The 19037-nt window shown below is 65.6% G+C and carries 18 protein-coding genes; 10 read left to right on the forward strand and 8 right to left on the reverse strand.

Features of this window, described 5'->3' with window-relative positions:
- Window positions 1-31: 31 nt before the first annotated feature.
- Window positions 32-1204: an efflux RND transporter periplasmic adaptor subunit gene (locus tag BBA01S_RS43740; RefSeq protein WP_052391994.1), complete on the forward strand. Its 1173-nt coding sequence runs from the start codon at window positions 32-34 to the stop codon at window positions 1202-1204.
- Window positions 1201-2652 carry an efflux transporter outer membrane subunit gene (locus tag BBA01S_RS32010; RefSeq protein WP_027819995.1) on the forward strand — a complete coding sequence of 484 codons (1452 nt, stop codon included), beginning with the start codon at window positions 1201-1203 and terminating at the stop codon, window positions 2650-2652. Before BBA01S_RS43740 ends, BBA01S_RS32010 begins: the two co-directional genes overlap by 4 nt.
- A 7-nt stretch (window positions 2653-2659) precedes the next feature.
- Here BBA01S_RS32010 and BBA01S_RS32015 read toward each other — a convergent pair whose 3' ends face one another.
- The 3 genes from BBA01S_RS32015 to BBA01S_RS32025 form a co-directional block, all read right to left on the reverse strand.
- Window positions 2660-4165, reverse strand: a complete 1506-nt coding sequence (locus BBA01S_RS32015; protein ID WP_042298260.1) for a heavy metal sensor histidine kinase — start codon at window positions 4163-4165, stop codon at window positions 2660-2662.
- Complete coding sequence (locus BBA01S_RS32020; RefSeq protein WP_027819997.1) at window positions 4165-4842, reverse strand: heavy metal response regulator transcription factor; 678 nt, start codon at window positions 4840-4842, stop codon at window positions 4165-4167. The genes BBA01S_RS32015 and BBA01S_RS32020 overlap by 1 nt, the downstream gene beginning before the upstream one ends.
- 112 nt (window positions 4843-4954) lie before the next feature.
- On the reverse strand, window positions 4955-5233 hold the full coding sequence (locus BBA01S_RS32025; protein WP_027819998.1) for a hypothetical protein: 279 nt from the start codon (window positions 5231-5233) through the stop codon (window positions 4955-4957).
- Window positions 5234-5623: 390 nt separating this feature from the next.
- Here BBA01S_RS32025 and BBA01S_RS32030 point away from each other — a divergent pair, with 390 nt between their 5' ends.
- The 8 genes from BBA01S_RS32030 (at window position 5624) to BBA01S_RS32065 (ending at window position 13838) form a co-directional block, all read left to right on the forward strand.
- Complete coding sequence (locus BBA01S_RS32030) at window positions 5624-6127, forward strand: sigma-70 family RNA polymerase sigma factor (protein WP_027819999.1); 504 nt, start codon at window positions 5624-5626, stop codon at window positions 6125-6127.
- Window positions 6128-6138: 11 nt separating this feature from the next.
- On the forward strand, window positions 6139-7134 hold the full coding sequence (locus tag BBA01S_RS32035; protein ID WP_027820000.1) for a FecR domain-containing protein: 996 nt from the start codon (window positions 6139-6141) through the stop codon (window positions 7132-7134).
- Between the two features lie 124 nt (window positions 7135-7258).
- The gene (locus BBA01S_RS32040) at window positions 7259-9715 is read left to right on the forward strand and encodes a TonB-dependent siderophore receptor (RefSeq protein WP_027820001.1); all 2457 of its coding nucleotides are present in this window, start codon (window positions 7259-7261) and stop codon (window positions 9713-9715) included.
- A gap of 5 nt (window positions 9716-9720) precedes the next feature.
- Window positions 9721-10473, forward strand: a complete 753-nt coding sequence (locus tag BBA01S_RS32045; protein WP_042298261.1) for a hypothetical protein — start codon at window positions 9721-9723, stop codon at window positions 10471-10473.
- A gap of 79 nt (window positions 10474-10552) precedes the next feature.
- A complete protein-coding gene (locus tag BBA01S_RS32050) occupies window positions 10553-11413 on the forward strand; it encodes a hypothetical protein (protein ID WP_027820003.1) in 861 nt (286 codons plus the stop codon).
- A 70-nt stretch (window positions 11414-11483) separates the two neighbouring features.
- On the forward strand, window positions 11484-12011 hold the full coding sequence (locus BBA01S_RS32055) for a GbsR/MarR family transcriptional regulator (RefSeq protein WP_027820004.1): 528 nt from the start codon (window positions 11484-11486) through the stop codon (window positions 12009-12011).
- 106 nt (window positions 12012-12117) lie between these two features.
- Window positions 12118-13371 (forward strand): SDR family oxidoreductase, encoded by a 1254-nt coding sequence (locus tag BBA01S_RS32060; RefSeq protein ID WP_042298262.1) that lies wholly within the window; start codon window positions 12118-12120, stop codon window positions 13369-13371.
- A complete protein-coding gene (locus BBA01S_RS32065; RefSeq protein ID WP_027820006.1) occupies window positions 13368-13838 on the forward strand; it encodes a DUF2269 family protein in 471 nt (156 codons plus the stop codon). Before BBA01S_RS32060 ends, BBA01S_RS32065 begins: the two co-directional genes overlap by 4 nt.
- On the opposite strand, the gene BBA01S_RS45350 is transcribed toward BBA01S_RS32065, so the two are convergent.
- The 5 genes from BBA01S_RS45350 to BBA01S_RS32090 form a co-directional block, all read right to left on the reverse strand.
- Window positions 13808-14794: a VirK/YbjX family protein gene (locus BBA01S_RS45350; RefSeq protein WP_052391995.1), complete on the reverse strand. Its 987-nt coding sequence runs from the start codon at window positions 14792-14794 to the stop codon at window positions 13808-13810. The genes BBA01S_RS32065 and BBA01S_RS45350 overlap by 31 nt on opposite strands.
- 166 nt (window positions 14795-14960) lie before the next feature.
- A complete protein-coding gene (locus BBA01S_RS32075) occupies window positions 14961-15773 on the reverse strand; it encodes an ATP-binding cassette domain-containing protein (RefSeq protein ID WP_027820007.1) in 813 nt (270 codons plus the stop codon).
- Between the two features lie 56 nt (window positions 15774-15829).
- On the reverse strand, window positions 15830-16966 hold the full coding sequence (locus BBA01S_RS32080) for a FecCD family ABC transporter permease (protein WP_042298263.1): 1137 nt from the start codon (window positions 16964-16966) through the stop codon (window positions 15830-15832).
- Between the two features lie 30 nt (window positions 16967-16996).
- Complete coding sequence (locus BBA01S_RS32085) at window positions 16997-17926, reverse strand: heme/hemin ABC transporter substrate-binding protein (protein ID WP_027820009.1); 930 nt, start codon at window positions 17924-17926, stop codon at window positions 16997-16999.
- The gene (locus BBA01S_RS32090; protein ID WP_156966151.1) at window positions 17923-19029 is read right to left on the reverse strand and encodes a hemin-degrading factor; all 1107 of its coding nucleotides are present in this window, start codon (window positions 19027-19029) and stop codon (window positions 17923-17925) included. Before BBA01S_RS32090 ends, BBA01S_RS32085 begins: the two co-directional genes overlap by 4 nt.
- Between the last annotated feature and the right edge of the window lie 8 nt (window positions 19030-19037).

Below are 19037 nucleotides of genomic sequence, written 5' to 3' on the forward strand. Positions count from 1 at the left end.
ATTCCGATTTCGCGGACTTCCTCTACCGATCATGACCGACCTCGACCAACACCCCGCGCCGCGCCGCAAGGCGGTTTTCGCGCTTGCCGCGCTCGCTGTCGCGCTGCTCACCGCGGGCATCGTGCCGCGCCTCTACGCCAGCCGCGCGCTCGCGGCGCAAACCGCGTCGCAAAGCACGCTCACGGTGTCGGTGGTGCAGCCGAAACCCGCGCCCGCGAGCGAAGACCTCGTGCTGCCAGGCGCGGCCACGCCCTTCGCCGATGCCGCGATCTTCGCGCGCACGAGCGGCTATATCGCGCACTGGTACACGGATATCGGCACGCACGTAAAGGCCGGCCAGGTGCTCGCGGACATCGCCGCGCCCGATCTGGACGCGCAGCTGCGCGCCGCGCGCGCCGACGAAGCCTCGGCGCAGGCCGCTTACACGTACGCGAAAACCACGGCGCAGCGCTGGCAAACGATGCTCGCGAGCCAGTCGGTCGCGCAGCAGGACGCCGATGCGAAAGTCAGCGACATGCAGACGAAACAGGCCGCGCTGGCGGCGGCGCAGGCCAATGTCGCGCGCCTCGTGGAACTGGTCTCGTATGAGAAGGTGACCGCGCCGTTCGACGGCGTGGTGACGGCGCGCGACGTGGACGTGGGCGCGCTGGTGACGGCGGGCGGCACGCCAGGTTCGCCGTCCGCCGCCAACGAACTGTTCCATCTTTCGCAGACGCAGACCTTGCGCGTCTTCGTCGATGTGCCCCAGGACGACGCCGCGGGTATCACGCCCGCGACCGAAGCCTGGTTGACGACGCAACAATATCCGGGCCGCCGCTTCAACGCGCGCGTGGCGCGCAGCGCGGGCGCGCTCGATCCGGCGAGCCGCACGTTGCGCGTGGAAATCGACGTCGACAATACGGACGGCGCACTGCTGCCGGGCGGCTATGTGCAGGCGCATCTTGCGCTCAAGACCACGACGCCCGCGCTCGACGTGCCGGTGACGGCGCTGCTGTTCCGGCCCGACGGCGTCTCCGTGGCGACGGTGGATGCGACCGGCAAGGTGCTGCTCAAGCCGGTGCATCTGGGCCGCGACTTCGGCACGCATGTGGAAGTGACGTCGGGCATCGCCGCGAACGATCGCGTGATAGACAATCCCGGCGACAGCATCAGCAACGGCGAAGCCGTGAGCATCGCGCAGACAGCAAAGGCGGCACAGTCATGAGCGCGCGCCGTTTACCCCTTCGTTTAGGGGCTATTGCGCTTGCTGCGGCGCTGGCGGCCTGTTCGACGACCGCGCCATACCAGGCGCCCAAGGTCGAGATCCCTGCGCATTACGCGGGCGATGCGTCGTCCAATGGATCGAACACTGCATGGCAAGTCGCCTCGCCCGCCGACGCCGCACCGCGCGGCGCGTGGTGGACGGTGTTCGACGATGCAGAACTGAACACGCTGGAAGCGCGCATCGACGTGTCGAACCAGAGCGTGCGCAAGGCGCTCGCCAACCTCGCCGAAGCGCGCGCGACCACCGACTATCAGCGCGCGGGCTTTCTGCCGACCATCACCGCAGGCGTTGCCCAGGATCGCTACCGCACCTCGGCGAACAAGCAGGGATCGTCGCTTGCGGGCAAGACGATTCCCGACTACAGCATGGGCGTCACGGCGACGTGGGAGCCCGATGTGTTCGGCCGCATTCGCGACGAAGTCACGAGCGCCAACGCCACGGCCCAGGCCAGTGCCGCCGACCTGGAAGCGGTGCGTCTGTCGATGTCGGCGCAGCTTGCGGTCGATTACTTCAACTTGCGCTCGCTGGACGCGCAGAAGCAGTTGCTCGACGACAGCGTGCGCGCGTACAGCCGCGCGCTCGCCATCGTGCAGGATCAGTTGCGCAATGGGGCGATTGACGCATCCGCGGTCGCGCAGGCGCAAACGCAGCTCGACAGCACGCGCACGCAGGCCCGCGATATCGACGTGAGCCGCGCGCAAATGCAGCACGCGATTGCCACGCTGATTGGCGAGCCCGCTTCGATTTTTACGCTGCCGCCCGTGCAGGACACGCAAGCCAGCTTGCATCTGCCGACGATTCCGCCGGGCCTGCCCTCGCAGCTGATCGAGCGCCGCCCCGATATTGCCGCCGCCGAACGCCGCGTGGCGGCCGCCAACGCGCAGATCGGCGCGGCGCACGCCGCGTTCTTCCCCAACCTCGTGCTGAGCGCGACGGCGGGCCTGGAAAGCTCGATGTTCGCACCTTGGCTGAGCGCGCCCAGCCTGTTCTGGTCACTCGGGCCGCAACTGGTCGGCACGATCTTCGACGGCGGCAAGCGCACTGCGACGCTGCACGCGGCGAACGCGCATTACGACGGCACCGTTGCCGATTACCGGCAGACCGTGCTCACGGCGTTCGAGCAGGTGGAGAACAATCTGTCCGCACTACAGGCGCTCGCCGATGAGTCCACGACGCAGCAGCGCGCGGCGCAGGCCGCGCAACAGGCACTGCAGCTCACCACGAATCGTTTCAATGCGGGCGCGGTCAGCTATCTCGACGTGGTGACCTCGCAGACCATCGCGCTCACCAACGAGCGCGATGCAGTCGTGATCGAGGGACGCCGGATGACGGCGTGCGTGCGGTTGATCGAGGCATTGGGCGGCAGCTGGAACGCCAGCGCGGGTTAAACACCCATCACGCGCGCGGGAACGTCAAAATGAAACGCGTGCTGCGCGCATCGCTTTGCGCGCTGACCTTGCCGCCGTGCAGCTCCATCACGCTACGCACGATGGCGAGGCCCAGACCCGCCGATGCCCCCGCGCCCGCCGGTTCGGGCCCGCGCGTGCGCGAAGGATCCGCGCGATAAAAGCGCTCGAAGATACGTTCGAGATGTTCGGGGGGAATCGGCGTGCCGGGGTTTTCGACGACGATGTCGAGCGCGTCGCCATGCGTATGCGCCGCCAGCATGATCGTCCCGCCCGGCGGCGTGTAACGCAGCGCGTTCGCCAGCAGGTTGCTGAGCGCGCGGCGGAACAGTTCGACGTCGGCGCTCAACATTGCGCTGCCTTGCACGCTGATCGACAGGCCGGCTTCGTCGGCAAGCCCTTCGAAGTATTCGGCGATGCGCTCAAGCTCGTCGTGCACGTCGAACGCGCGGCGGTGCATTTCGAAGCGGGGATGCTCGGCGCGCGCCAGAAAGATCACGTTCTCGATCATGCGCGACAATCGTTCGCATTCCTCCAGGTTGGAGGCCAGCACGGCCTGGTATTCGTCGTCGCTGCGCGGACGCGCGAGCGCGATTTCGGTTGCGCCGCGCAGGTTGCCCAGCGGCGTACGCATGTCGTGCGCGAGATCGGTGGTGAACTGGCTCAGGCGCTGGAAGCCCACGTGCAGCCGTTCGAGCATCGCGTTCAGCGACGCCACCAGCGTCGCGAGTTCGCTGGGAACATGCTTGACGCTGATCGGCCGGTCGAGCCGGTACGCCGTCACTTCGCGCGCCTGGTCGGCGATCTGCCGCAGCGGCCGCAACGCCAGCCGCACCAGCGCATAGCTGCCCAGCAGCACCACCAGCGTGCCGATGCTGCCCGCCAGCCCCAGCGTGTCGCGATACGAGTCGAGCAGGCTCAGCGGGCCGCGCAGGTCGCGCGCGATGCCCACGCGCAGCGTCTCGCCGTTGCGCAACGCGACGTCAAACGCGATGCTGCGCACCGGCACGCCCTGCGCGCTGCGCCATTCGCGGATTGCCGTATCGCCGATGCGCGCATCGGGCGCGAGCACGAGCGCGCCCGCGCGCGCGGCGGACAGATCGATATCGCTGGCGGTGACGGCATGGGTGGGAGGCCTGGGCGGTTCGTCGAAGGTATCGCCTTCGTCGTGGGCCGCGACGGGCTGGCCCTGCGCATCGACGATACGCATGGCGAGCGCCTGGTTGCCCAGCACGGCGCTCGACAGGCGCAAGGCGTGATCGCGCGCGTCCTGCGTGGAACCCAGTTCAGTGGCGAGGCGGCGCACGTGGCGCGCCGCGAGCACGATGTCCTGGTCGTCCTGCTTGCGCACCTGATGCGCGAGCGCGACGTAGAGATACCAGCCGACGCACGCAAACACTGCGAGCGTCGTCGCGCTGAAAACGAGCGCCAGCGTGAGCGCGAGCGAGCGGCGCGTCAGTGGCGCGCTCGGGGCCTTCGAGGCCGGGGAGACCATCAGGAAGCGTCCTTTTCTTCCATCACGTAGCCCACGCCGCGCACCGTGTGGATCAGCTTGCTCTCGTAGCCGTCGTCGATCTTCGCGCGCAGTCGGCGGATCGCGACTTCGACCACGTTGGTGTCGCTATCGAAATTCATGTCCCAGACAAAGGAGGCGATCTGCGTGCGGCTCAGGACTTCGCCCTGGCGGCGCGCGAGCAGTTGCAGCAGCGAGAATTCACGCGGCGTGAGATCGATGCGGTTCGCGCCGCGCTTGACGCGGCGGCGGATCACGTCGATTTCCAGATCGGCGATGCGCATGGTTTCCGCTTCGCGCGGCGGGCCGCGCCGTGCCAGCGTGCGCACGCGCGCAAGCAATTCGACAAACGCGAACGGCTTGACCAGATAGTCGTCGCCGCCCAGTTCGAGCCCCTGCACACGGTCGGCCACATCGTCGCGCGCGGTGAGAAACAGCACCGGCGTGGCCCGCGTGACGCGCAGGCGCTTGAGCACCGACCAGCCGTCGAGCACCGGCAGCATCACGTCGAGCACGATGACGTCGTACTCCTCTTCCTGCGCGAGCAGCAGCCCTTGCGCGCCGTCGGTCGCGAGATCGACGCTGCAGCCCGATTCCTCAAGCCCTTTCTTGACGTAGGCCCCCGCCTTCGGCTCGTCTTCGATTACGAGGACTCGCATACGCATTCTCCCGCCTTCATGGTGGGACGATTTTACCCAAAGCCGCGTCCAGCAAGGGGCCGCCGGATAACCCAGGCGTTACCGGCGGATTACATTTTCGACATCTGGAGTGTTAATGGTGGAGATAAAGCGCGGTCGTGCTGGCCGTTTGCGAGGCGCTGCCCGACTGCGAACGGGTGGTGGTCGCGTTGCCGTAGCCGCTATTCGTGGCCGACGTCGCAACGACGTGAGCGGGCTGCGCTGCGTTCGACGGATTCGACGTGCTGTCGTGTTGGGCCTGCACTGCCGGCGCGCCAAGTTGCTCGTGCGAGATGTGTTCGTTCTGCGCAAAAGCCAGCATCGGGAACATCGTAGTACTGACGATAAGTGCAGCGAGCAGACGGTTCTTCATGGTAAGGCTCCTTAAATAAGGCATAAAAGTGATTGAAGTGCGCGCCGATGGACTCTTGCCTTGCGCGCCGCGACTTCAATGAATTCGCGAAGTCAGGGGCATTGTGTGCGGCGCAGACTTAAGGGATTCTGAATCCGCGGGTAGATGACAAATTCGTAATCTGGCCGATATCCCCGCGTCACCTGACGCCGTCGATTCACCAGAAAGGTGCAAAAAGTCGCGTGAAGCACCATTCTCATACGAGAACAATTCTCATTTACTTATGCGAAATCAACGTGTAAGCTACGCTGCCGACGATGTCAGCAAACGTAACGGCCGCACGATTCGCCGATTTCTTCGATTTCTTCGATTCCTTAAGCCCAGCCCGCTCAACGCACCGCGTCACGCCGCATGACCGCCCTTCCGCCCTCCGCCCAACTCGAGATCGACGCGCTCTACCGCGCGCATCACGGCTGGCTGCATGGGTGGCTGCGCCGCAAGCTGGGCTGCGCGCACCGCGCCAGCGATCTTGCGCACGACACCTTCATGCGCCTGCTCGCGCGCGAGGAACCCGTCGAGGCCCGCGAACCGCGCGCACTGCTCACCACCGTCGCCCAGCGCGTGCTCTACAACCACAGGCGGCGCGAGCAGGTCGAGCGCGCGTATCTCGAAGCGCTCGCGCTCACGCCGGAGGCACTTGCCCCTTCGCCGGAAGACCAGGCCGTGCTGCTGGAAACGCTCTGCGAAATCGACCGCCTGCTCGACGGGCTGCCCGTCGTCGTCAAGCGTGCGTTTCTGCTCGCGCAGTTCGACGGCGCGACGCATACGGAGATTGCCGGGACGCTCGGCATTTCGCTCGCGACCGTGAAGCGCCATCTCGCGAAGGCGGCGGCGCAGTGCTTCTTTGCGCTGTGAGCCGCACACCGATGCACACCGTCCCGCCCGCGATCGTCCCCGACATCGCCCCCGACATCGCCCATCGCGCCGTCGAATGGTGGCTCGACCTGGGCAGCGGCGCGATCACGCCGGCGCAGCGCAAAGCGCTCGACGCCTGGCGCGCGGAACACGCCGATCACGAACGCGCCTGGCAGCATATCCAGACCGTTTCGCAGCGCTTTCAGTCGCTGGGTCAGGGCGCGTCGGCGCACGCCGCGCGCACGGCCCTCACGCGCGGGGTCTCGCGAGGCCGCCGCTCCAGCGTCAAGGCGCTCGTCGCACTCTTCTTCGTCGGCGGCGCGACGTGGAGCGCGCGCCATCGCCTCGGCTGGCCGGACTGGAGCGCCGACATGCACACGGCAACCGGCGAAATCCGCACCTTTGCGCTAGACGACGGCACGGCGTTGACGCTCAACACGGCGTCGTCCGTCGATCTGCGTTTCTCGGCCAGCGAGCGGCGCATCGTACTCAGGCGCGGCGAGATCATGGTCGTCACCGGCCATCGCGACGGCACTCACGCGCGCCCGTTCATCGTGCAGACCGCGCAAGGCACCGCCACGCCGCTCGGCACGCGCTTTTCCGTGCAACAACGCCAGGACGACACGCGGCTCGCCGTATTCGAAGGCGCGGTTCGCATCGTGCCCGACGACGCACCGGCCGCTGCGTGCACGCTGCATTCGGGCGAATCGGCACGCTTCACAGCAACTGCGGTCAGCGACGTTCAATCGGTGGCGAATGACGCATCGGCCTGGACGCAGGGCATGCTCGTCGCCAACGACATGCGGCTCGGCGATTTCCTGGGCGAGCTTGCGCGCTACCGCGAAGGCGTCGTGCGCTGCGATCCGCGCGCGGCCTCGTTGCGCGTGTCCGGCACCTATCTGCTCGCGGATACCGATGGCGTGCTCGACACGCTTTCTCGCGCGCTGCCATTGCGCGTGGACTATCTGACGCGCTTCTGGGTCACCGTGAGCCCCGCTCGCGGGTGATCCACCGGGCGCCGGAACATCGGCGCAAAAAAAATATTTTCGAAAACCTGAGCTGTTTTCGATTCTCGCGGGACAAGCCAGATGAAAGCACTTTTTCATCGGTCTTCTTCCAGCCTTCTAATCCATGTCATCACCTCATCAGGCCATGCGCCGACGCCATCACTGGATCGGCGCAGCCGTCGTTGCGCTCTTTGCCGCCAGCGCCCATCACCCCGCATTTGCAGCCGCTTCTGTGACGAATACCGTCGCGTCCCGACAAAGCGCGAGCGTTCAGCACTACGAGATCGCCTCCGGGCCGCTCGCCAACGTGCTCAACCAGTTCGGCCAGCAGGCGGGCGTGATGATCGCGTATCCCGGCGCGCTCGCCGCGAATCGCACGAGCGCAGGCCTGCGCGGCGATTACCGCGTCGCCGAAGGCCTCACGCGCATTTTGCGCAATACGGGACTCTCGGCCAGCGCGCAGGAAAACGGCAGCTACACGCTTGCCGAAGACGCGAGCAACACCGCGCTCCAGGACAACGCCGCGCTGCCCACCGTCAAAGTCGACGCGGCCGCCATCAAGGCAGGCAGCTACCGCGCGCCGCGCGAGGCGAACATCACGCGCTCGGACACGCCCGTGCTCGACACGGCGCAGGCAGTCAACGTCGTGCCCGCGCAGGTGCTGCACGACCAGCGCCCGCGCAACCTGGACGACGCGCTCGCGAACGTCAGCGGGATCGTGCAGGGCAATACGCTCGCTGGCACCCAGGACACGCTGCTCAAGCGCGGCTTCGGCGGCAATCGCGACGGCTCGATCATGGAAAACGGCATGCCGCTCGTGCAGGGCCGCGCACTGAACGACGCGGTCGATAGCGTCGAAGTGCTCAAAGGCCCGACGTCCCTGCTCTACGGCATCATGGATCCGGGCGGCGTGGTCAATGTGGTGAGCAAGCAGCCCTCGCTCACGCCGTATCACGCGATTTCCGTGCTCGGCTCGACCTATGGGCACGGGCGCAACGGCGGCGGCGCGACGCTCGACACTACCGGCCCGATCGGCGATACGGGGCTGGCCTACCGGCTCGTGCTCGATCAGGTCAACGAACAATACTGGCGCAACTTCGGCGAGCATCGCGAAACGCTGGTCGCGCCCTCGCTTGCCTACTACGGCACCGACACCCAGGTGGTGCTGTCGTATCAGTACCGCAAGTTTCTTTATCCCTTCGATCGCGGCACGGCGCTCGATCCCAAGACCAACCAGCCGCTGGCGATTCCCGCACGCGAGCGCCTGGACGAGCCGTTCAACAACATGACCGGCGAGTCGCATCTCGCGCAACTGCTCGTCGATCACCAGATCAACGCGGACTGGAAGGCGCATTTCGGTTATAGCTATAACCGCGAGACTTACGACGCCAACCAGTTGCGCGTGCAAGGCGTCAACAGCACGACGGGCGCGCTCTCGCGCAGCAACGACGCCACCCATGGCGCGGTGAGCACGGACAGTTACGCGACCGCTTATGTCGACGGCCACTTCACGCTGGCCGGCTTGCGCAACGACCTGCAAGTGGGCGTGGACGACGAATACCGCCGCATCTATCGCGCCGACCTGCTGCGCCAGGCCACGCAATACACGTTCAATTATCTGCACCCGGTTTATGGCCTCGAAAGCCCGTCGAGCACCGTATCGGCGAGCGACAGCGACCAGACCGACACGCTGCACGATGCGTCCGTCTACTTCCAGGACAGCCTGCACCTGAGCGACAAGTGGATCCTGGTGGGCGGCGCGCGCTTCATGACGTACAACCAGATCGCGGGTAAAGGCCGTCCTTTTAAGGCCAATACCGATTTGAGCGGCAATAAGTTTCTGCCGCGCGCGGGCGTCGTCTACAAGTGGACGGACACGGTCTCTTTCTACGGCAGCTATACGCAGTCGCTCAAGCCCACGTCGACGATTGCGCCGCTCAGCACGGGCGTGGTGATCGATTCCGCGGTCAAGCCCGAAGAAGCGACCTCGTGGGAACTGGGCGCGAAAGTCGCCATGCCTGCGGGGCTCACGGGCACGCTCGCGCTCTTCAATATCGACAAATCGAATGTGCTGGTTTCGCAGTACAACGACACCACCAAGCAGACCGACTGGCGCACCTCGGGCAAGGCGCGTTCGCGCGGCGTGGAACTGGACGTGTCCGGCCAGATCGGGCAGCACTGGAGCGTGATCGCGAGCTACGCGTATATCGACGCAAAAACGATCGAAGACCCGGTGTACGCCGGCAACCGTCTCTGGAACGTCGCGCAGAATACGGCGTCGCTGGCAGCGGTGTACGACTTCGGCACGGTGTTCGGCGGCGACCAGTTGCGCGTGGGCGCGGGCGCACATTACGTCGGCGCGCGGCCCGGCGATTCGGCCAACAGCTTCACGCTGCCCTCTTATACCGTGGCCGATGCCTTCGCCACTTACGACACGAAATGGGGCGGCCATCGCGTGTCGTTCCAGCTCAACGTGAAGAACCTCTTCAACAAGACCTATTACCCGTCGAGCGCGAACCGCTATTTCGTCGCCGTGGGCGATGCACGCCAGGTCTCGCTGCTTTCCACTTTCGAATTCTGATCGCCATGTCCCGCTTCCCGCTTCGTCCTGCGCGACGTCACGCGCTGTTTTCCCTCGCCGCGCTTGCAGCTACGACGGCTGCGACGGCCGCGACGGCCGCGCCCACAGCCAGCCATGCACAGCCCAAGCCGCGCGCCGAAGGCACCGTTCTGATGGTCGTGCAACTCGACGGCCCCAACATCGCCGTCGACCGGCAGGTCGCCGCTCATCTGCAAAGCCGTGGCTACACGGTATCGCTCGTGAACCAGGACTTCGATCCACGCGGCGCGCTGGGCGCGCGGCTCGTCGTGATCTCTTCGACCGTGTCGGCCAAGGACGTGCCGCCCGGCTGGCGCGACGCGAGCGTGCCGCTGCTCACGTGGGAAAACGACCTGCTCGACGATCTGGCCATGACCGGCAAGCGCCACGATGTCGATTTCGGCGAGGTGGAGAAGGAGCGTTATCTGTGGCTCGTCAATGCGCCGCATCCGGTGTCGGGCGGGTTGCCCGCGGGCGTCGCGAACGTCTTTCGCAAGCAGGCGCCGATGAGCTGGGGCAAGCCGGGACTGGGCGCGTCGATCATCGCGACGATTTACGGGCAGCCCGAAAAAGCCGCGATCTTCACCTACGAAAAAGGCGCGACGATGGACTACGAAGCGCTCGCGCCCGCGCGCCGCACCATGTTCTACATGGACAACGACTCGTTCCCGAATCTCTCGGCAGCGGGGCTCAAGCTGTTCGACGCGGCGATCGACTGGACGGCACAAGCCGCGATCTAAAACGCATTACTTTTCAGGATCGACTAAAAAAACCGCGCCTCATGTCGTAAACTGGTTGAAAACCAGAAGGGAGTAGCAGATGAATCTCACGATCAACACTGCGAACACCATCAGCATGCTTGGCGCGGATCTCGGCTCGGGCGCCAGTCTTTCTTCGGCCATGCTCGCGTCGCAGACTGCAAGCTCGACCGCTTCGCCGGATTCCTCCACGGCCATCGCAGTCAGCGCGGTCAATCCGGCCGACCATAGCCGCATCGACAAATACCTGAGCGCACTGGGCGCGCCGCTGAAAATGGGCGCCGATGCAGAAAATATCGCCAATGCGCTGGTTCCCGTCATGCAGTCGCTCATCAAGGAGCGCCCGGATCTTGCCAACGCCGACTTCGATTTTTCATCGAATGACGGCAGCATCGCGGTGACGTCGAAGTCGATGAGTGCCGCCGATCAAAGCTGGCTTCAGGGCAAGCTCAATGGCAGCGCATCGCTCGTGCAGGCCGTGAAATCGTTCCATGACGACGCCGTGGCGGGTTATGCGACTTGGGCCGATGCCGACGGCAATCCGCTCTCCGAAACCGACACCGCCGTCGCCAGCAAACAGGCCGACAAGCTCACCAGCTTCATGTCCCTGTTCGCGAAGCTGGGCTCCGAAGCGCAGTCGTCGCTGATGAAAGACGGCACCTATCACATCGGCGTCAACGGCACCAATACCAGCAGCAGCACGCTGAACCTCGGCCAGGATCCGGGCAATGCAACGGGCTTCCTGAGCTTCATGAAAAGCGTCCAGGCCGCGAAGGACGGCACGGCCACCTTCACGTCGTCGTCGGGACATACCTCGTATGGCGTGCTGCAAATGAATATTTTCGGCGTGGATAGCGCCGCGATCCCGCACTTCTTTCCCCCGACGGATACCCATTCGCTAGGCATCGACGAAACGGTCTGACTGCCCAGGCTCGCTCAATTCAGTTATTTCTGTCTTGACAGAAATAACTGAATTTCCTAAAGTCGAGCCCATGGAACTCACACCGACCGCCGAAAAATTCATCCTCCATTGGGGCGAAATGGGCTCGCGCTGGGGCGTCAACCGCACCGTGGCGCAGATACACGCCTTGCTCTATCTGCTGGGCCGTCCCGTCGCCGCCGACGAAATCGCCGAGGCGCTAGGCGTCGCGCGCTCGAACGTCAGCAACAGCCTGAAGGAACTGCAATCGTGGCGGCTTGCGAAAGTCGTGCACGTGATGGGCGACCGGCGCGATCACTTCGAGACCTCCACGGATATCTGGGAACTGTTCAAGTTGATCGTCGAAGGCCGCCGCCAGCGCGAGATCGACCCGACGCTCGCGATGTTGCGCGACACGCTCGACGGCCCCGAGATCGCCAACGAAAGCCGCGAAACGGAACAGCGGATTCGCGACACGCTGCAGTTTCTCGAAACCATGACGACCTGGTCCGACGAAATGCTGCGCATGAAACCGGACACGCTCATGAAGACGCTGGGCATTGGCGCGAAGATCAGCAAGGTGGTCAGGCGCAAGACTTGAAGCGGCAAACGCAGGCTCGCGGGCCTGCGTTTTTTTGACCTGTTATTTCTGTTTGTACAGAAATAACAGTAATGTTAGCAACATCAATCAGAAGGGAGGCGCACGTATGAACATCCTCGTTTGTGGCGCACGCGGCTTCATCGGCAGCGCCCTGTGCGGGTGGCTCGAACGCCATGGTCATCGCGTAACCAAAGGCGTGCGCCATGCCACGCGGGCCGATGAAATCGAGCTCGATTTTTCCGCGGCGCCCGATGCAACAACGTTGCTAGCGCAACTTCATGGCATCGATGCAGTGATCAACGCGGTGGGCATCCTGCTGGAGCGCGGCGACCAACGCTTCGATGCCGTGCATACGCGCAGCCCGATTGCGCTTTTCGATGCGTGCCGTCAAGCGGGCGTGAAACGCGTCGTGCAGATTTCGGCGCTGGGCGTGGAGACAGGCGACGCCCCGTACTTCACGAGCAAGCTCGCGGCAGACCGTCATCTGCAAAGCCTGCCGATCGAATGGCAGGTAGTGCGGCCCGCGCTGGTCTATGGCACGAACGGCACGTCGGCGCGGTTCTTTCGCGCACTCGCGAGCTTGCCGCTACATGTGCTGCCCGCAGGTGGCCACCAGTTGCTGCGCCACGTCCACGCCGACGACCTGGCCGAAGTGGTTGGCCGCTTGCTGGAAGCAGACGCGCCCGCGCGGCAGACGCTCGATATCGTCGGCGGCGACGAAGTGGAATATCGCGAGATGCTGGCCATTTTTCGCCGTGCGCTGGGGTTCGCGCCTGCTGCGACTGTCAGCGTGCCCGGCGTCATGATTGCGGCGTCTGCTGCACTGTTCGAGCGTGTGCCAGGCTCGATGCTCACGCGCGATACGTGGCGCATGCTGCAATCCGGCAGCACCGCCGATGCGGCCGCGACGACAAAGATACTCGGGCGCGCGCCGCTCGGCATCCGCAGTTTCATCGTGAATGACGCCGCAACGTTGCGACGCGAAGCGCTGGAAACATGGCGCGCGTATGCGTTGCGTTTCGCGCTGGCCGTCACGTGGATCTGGAGCGCGCTCGCCAGCGCGTGGCTGCACCCGCAGGCGCAAAGCCTGGCACTGCTGGCGCGTGTCGGCCTGCACGGAACCATTGCGCTGACTGCGCTTTATGCAGCGTCCGCGCTCGATTTCCTGTTCGGGCTGGCGACGATCTTCCGGCCAGGACGCCGCCTGTGGTGCGCGCAGATTGTACTGATCGTGTTCTATACCGCCGTCATTGCAATCGCACTGCCCGAACTGCTCACCGACCCGTTCGGCTCGATTCTCAAGAACCTGCCGATTCTCGCCCTGCTACTCGTACTCCTAAGCGAAGAGACCCGATCATGAACACCTACCTGGTCATCAAGACCCTGCACATCCTTTCGTCCGTGCTGCTCGTCGGGACGGGGTTCGGCACCGCGTTCTATCTCTACTTCGCCAACCGCACGCGCTCGGTGCCGGTGATCGCCGCCGTGGCGCGACTGGTCGTGCGCGCCGACTGGTGGTTCACCACGCCCGCCGTGCTGTTCCAGCCCGCCAGCGGCCTCTGGCTCGCACATGCGGCGGGCTGGCCGTGGCGCAGTCCGTGGATCGTCGCGGCGCTGGCGCTTTACGCGCTGGCCGGCGCCTGCTGGCTGCCGGTGGTGTGGCTGCAACTGCAACTCGCCAGCCTGGCACAGGCCGCACACGAATCGCACTCAAACGCGCTGCCCGCACGCTACTGGTACTACGCACGGCGGTGGGAATGGCTCGGCTATCCCGCGTTCCTGGCGATGCTGCTGGTCTACTTCCTGATGGTGTTCAAGCCCAGTTGAGCACCGGCCCATGCGAGACCGAAGGGTCTTCGGGCGCGCGCAGGCACGTTCATTTCAGGCAGCGCGACTTCGCGCTTCGCCGCTTCGATATGGCTTTGAATCTGCGCGCTCATGTCCGCAATCAGCGCCTGACGGCGCCTGAACGCCGAGCGCTTGTTCGACGGCACATCCTCGATTGCGCGATGCGGCAAGCTCAGCGGCAAAGCGTAGCCATCGTCGATGGGCACACCGCCGAGTTCGAGCCAGAACGCGTCGTAGTCCGAGCGAAACTGCGTGTCGTTCGCGCTGGAGATATGCGAGGCGCGCGCCACGGCGACGATGCGCGCCATGCCCAGCTCGCGGCCCATTGCACAGAGCGCCTCGATCACCGCAGCCTTCGGGCGCAAGCCGTCGCAGGCTCGCGTCACGCCCCGCACACGCTCGCGATGTTCCCCCGCGGGCCCCTGCAACCCGCCGATAAACATGCCGATGCGGCGCTGCTCGTCTGCCTCGATGATCAGCGTCGCCCACGCAAGATCGGCGCCGCTTTGAGCATCACACAATGCAATACTCAGTAATCCTTCGCGTTTGCATCGCGTGACTTCCCGGGCGACAATCGAGAACTGCTCACAGGAGGCCAGCACGACCGACTCGCCTCGCACATAGAGCCGCTCCAGCCAGGCGTCGTCAAGCAGGCGCGACATCGTCGCATAGTGTCCCGCGATCAGCGTTGCACGCGCCTGCGCGCATAGACACGCGCGGCCAAAGCCGTGAAACGGCTTTTCGGCGAAACGCCGGTCGCGGCGCGCGGCCGCCGCAAGCAAGGGAACAGCGGTGAGTGCGCGTATCCAGGTGCGTCCCGCGCCCGGATTGAGGCTCGCATAGAGCCAGACGCGCGCGCGGCTAAAGCGCGCCTTCAAGGTCGAACCCGGAATGGATTCGCGCAGCAGACGCTGCATGGCAAGCATGGTTTTCATTGTTATAGCGACGACAAAACCGTTCCTGCAAATCTCGTCCCGACGCGCGACATGCGGTCGGCCCAAGCGTATTCTGGGCAACCGTCATGCAGCAACTATCGAGGAACTGTGGAGATCGTATGGAGCGCGCTCGTTCCCCGGGCGCGCAAACGTTTCCACCGGAAAATCAGGCCGGAAAAATACTTGCAACCGCGTGTCCGTCTTCCCCTGCAATCTGCATCGGCGCGCCATAGCAGCGTTCTAGCAGGTCGGTGCGCATGATCTCGTGCGGCGGCCCGTCCGCGATGGCGCGTCCGTCGGCGAGCAGCACGAGGCGGTCCGCGTGACGCGCGGCCAGGTTGCAGTCATGCGCGATCGCCAGCGCGCCGATATTCCACGCGCGCGTCAGCCGCCGCGCGGTGGCAAAGAGCCGGTGCTGCTGCACGAGGTCGAGCGCGGCGGTAGGTTCGTCCATCAGCAGATAGCGCGGCGGCATCTGGTGAGCGTCGAGCGTCCACAACTGGGCGAGCGCCCGCGCGAACTGCACGCGCGCGAATTCGCCGCCTGACAGCGTCGTGACGTCGCGATGCGCAAGCGGCGCGACGCCCGCCAAAGCGAGCATGTCCTGCACCAGCACATCGACGGAAAACGGCATTGCCGCGCCATCCAGATGCGCATAGCGGCCCAGTTGCACGACTTCGCTTACGGGCACCGCGAACGTATTGGGCACGCTCTGCGCAAGCACGGCACGCAATTGCGCAAGACGTGGCGGCGCGATGCGGCGCACGTCTTCGCCATTGAGCGTGAGCTTGCCGCTGCCCGCCCGATCGGGAAAGCCGTGCAGCGTGAAGTCGCCCGCCAGCGCCTTGAGCAGCGTGCTCTTGCCGACACCGTTCTGGCCGAGCACGACCACGAATTCACCAGGCGCGACGCTCAACGAAAAATCGTCGAACAGCATTCTTCCCCGGTAGCCGATGCGCAAGTTCTCAATCGAAAGCATGAGGTTTCTTTTTGTGTAGTGTTTGTCGCCGGTTTGCAGTCGGTTTGCCAATGCGCTTATCCGCCGAATTGCCGCCGGCTGCGCAGAATGAGCACGATGAAGAACGGCGCGCCCAATAGCGCGGTAAGCACGCCAAGCGGTATTTCAGCGGGCGCGACGAGCGTACGCGCCGCAAGATCGGCGGCCACGGTGAGCAATGCTCCCAGCAGCATCGAGCCCGGCAGCACCACGCGTTGATCGGGCCCGCACGCGAGCCGGATGCAGTGCGGCGCCACCAGCCCGATAAAGCCGATCTGCCCCGTGCTCGACACGAGTGCGCCCACCGCGAGCGCCACTGCCAATAATATGGAGTGCTTCACACGTCGAACCGGCACGCCCAGATAATGCGCCTCCAGCTCGCCCAGTTGCATTGCGTTGAGCGCGCGCGTGTTGGCGGCGATCGTCGCAATGCCCACGAGCACGAAAGGCGCAATCGCGCCGAGCGTCGACCACTTGGCATCGGCGAGGCTGCCCAGGCTCCAGAACGTCAGCGAGCGCAGTTGCGCATCGGTCGCCACATAGGAGAGCGTCCCTATTACCGCACCGGCGAGGGCATTGGCGGCGACGCCTGCAAGCAGCAGGATCGGCAGCACCACGCGGCCATTCGACGACGAGATGCGATAAACGCCCAGCGTCACACCCAGCGCGCCGATAAACGCCGCAATCGCCGTGAGTTGTCCCGATCCCGGCGCGAAGCCGCCCGCGAAGACAGCGGGCCACACAGCCGCGAGATGCGGCAGCAGGACGGAGCCGAACACGATCAGCAGCGACGCGCCCAGCGCCGCGCCGCTCGATACGCCGATCAAGCCGGGATCCGCGAGCGGATTGCGCAGCAACGCCTGCAACGCACTGCCCGCCGCGCCAAAACCCGCCCCGACCAGCAACGCGAGCACCACGCGCGGCACGCGCAGTTCGAGCAGCACGAGCGCGGAGCGGTCGGCCTGCGCACCAGCATGCAGGTCGCCTGCAACGAGTGCTTGCCAGAGCGCCGCAGGCGACACCGGGTACGCGCCCATGCACACGCCCGCGAGCACCGCCAGCGCAAGCAACGCGGCGAGCGCGGCGAACACCATCGGCACGCGCGAGCGCGGCGTGCGGGCGAAAGAAGGCGCAGCCAGCGAAGGCCGCGCGAGTCGAAGAGTCTGCCTGTTCATGATGAAACGACACTTAGCTTGCGCGTGAGGTCACGCTTTCGCGAGACTGCGGTTGAGCGCGCTCACGGCCTCGGGCAGGCGCGGCCCGAAGCCGAGCAGGAACAGCGCATCGAGCGCGACCACGCGCGTCGAGCGGCCCGCGGGCGTCAGCGCGAAGCCCGCCGAATCCAGCAGATGCCGCTTGCTGCCCGCGGCCTTGAGCGCGTCGTCGGTGGTCAGCACGATATCGGGCTGCGCGGCGACGAGCGCCTCCGGAGTGAGCGCGCGGTAACCCGAGAACCCCTGCATCGCATTGCGTGCGCCCGCGTAGGCGAGCATGGCGTCGGCGGCGGTGTGCTGGCCCGCCACCATCGGCTGGTTGCCCGCCGGGCTCATGAGGAACAGCACGCGCGGCTCGGGCACAGGTTTGGGCGCTGCCGCCACGCGAGCGGACGTCTCGGCCCACGCGCGGTCGAAGCGCGCAAGCAGCGTCTGCCCCGCGTTGTCAGCGTCCAGCGCACGCGCCACGCCCACGATCTTCTCGCGCACCGAGGCCACGTCATGACCTTCGCCGAAGCTCGCGAGCTTCACGCCCGCATCGGCGACGCGTTGCAACACCGAAGGCGGCCCCGCTTCGGCCGAAGCGAGAATCAGCGTGGGCCGCAACGACAGCAGGCCTTCGGCGGACAGCGCGCGCTGGTAGCCGACTTTAGGCAACGCCTGGGCCTGCTGCGGATACGTGCAGGTCGTATCGGCGCCCACGAGGGAATCGGCACGGCCCAGCGCGTAGACGATCTCCGCGAGCGCGCCGCCGATCACGACGACGCGCGCCGCATCGCCTGGCGCAGATGGCGCAGATGGCGCGGACGGTGCAGCGGCAACGGCCAGGTCGGCCAGGCTCGCGCCCGCCGCTGCGAGCAGCAGCCCGCCCGTGCCGATCAGCAGCCGTCGCCGACTGCCATCGAAGCGGTCGTCGCTCATGCGCTGGCTCCATCGGCGACGCGTTCGACGCGCGGCAGCCGCGCGAGCGCCGCGCGCCAGTCCTCAAGCTCGGCCTGTCCCGGCTTGCGCGCACCGAACAGCATGGTGATGTTTTCGCCCGCCGCGTCGAAGAGTTCGACCGAGGTGACGATGCCGTCGCTCGTCGGCTTGCGCACGACCCATGCATGCGCAACCAGGCTGGTGCGCAGATGCAGGTTGAAATCGGCGTCCAGCACGTTGAGCCACGGCCCCATCGTGCGGATCGTCTGCACCGGGCCGGTATGAATCTGGATCATGCCGGGATTGCCGACGAACACCATGATCGGCAGTTGCGTGCTCGCGGCGTCATTCAGCAGCGCATCGATGGCGTCGAGCGCGATAGGCTCCGCGTAAGCGGGGTCGGCCAGGCGCAACGCCTGCAAGCGGCCCACGCCGAATTTACGCAGGATATCGAAGAATTCGTGCGTATCCTTCATCGCCGCCCACGCCGCGCGAAAGCCCGTCACGTCGACCTGCGCGTCGTCGCGCTGCGGCGCACGCGGCTGAGCCGGCTCCACCGTCAGCCCGGCCTGCTGCACCGGCGCAGCGTGACGCTCGACCAGTGCGTCGAACGCCGCGTAATCGCTCGCATCGCGCAGGTAGACCTTGGTGATCGCCACGCCTTGCGCGTCGAAGAACTGCAGGCTCTTGCGCACGCCGTCGTCATACGCTTCGCTCACGGCAAACGCCGATGCCCACTTTGCGTAGAAAATGCGCAGGTCGATGGCGCGTCCCACGGTCAGGCCCACCGGGCCGTTGCGGCTCATCTTGCCGAACGTGCCGATCTTTTCATGCACGACTGCGTCGTTGCGCGTGAGCACCATGACTTCGCCGAGCAGCGGCATGGTCTCGAAGATGGCAGCGAATTGCGCGGCGTCGTTCGCGTCGAGCCGCACGACATGTTCGCCGACGAAAGCGGCCAGCGCTTCGCCTTCGCTGACGCCCAGTTCCGCCGCCGCTTCGCGATGGCGCAGCTTGCGGGTCGTGCGCAGTTCGGTGAAGGCTTCGCGCAGCAGCGCGAGCGAAGCCGGGTTCACGGGAGTCTGGGTAGAAATTTGCGTCATGTTGGTCT

The sequence above is a fragment of the Paraburkholderia bannensis NBRC 103871 genome (genome assembly GCF_000685015.1).
In the GTDB taxonomy this organism is placed as follows: domain Bacteria; phylum Pseudomonadota; class Gammaproteobacteria; order Burkholderiales; family Burkholderiaceae; genus Paraburkholderia; species Paraburkholderia bannensis.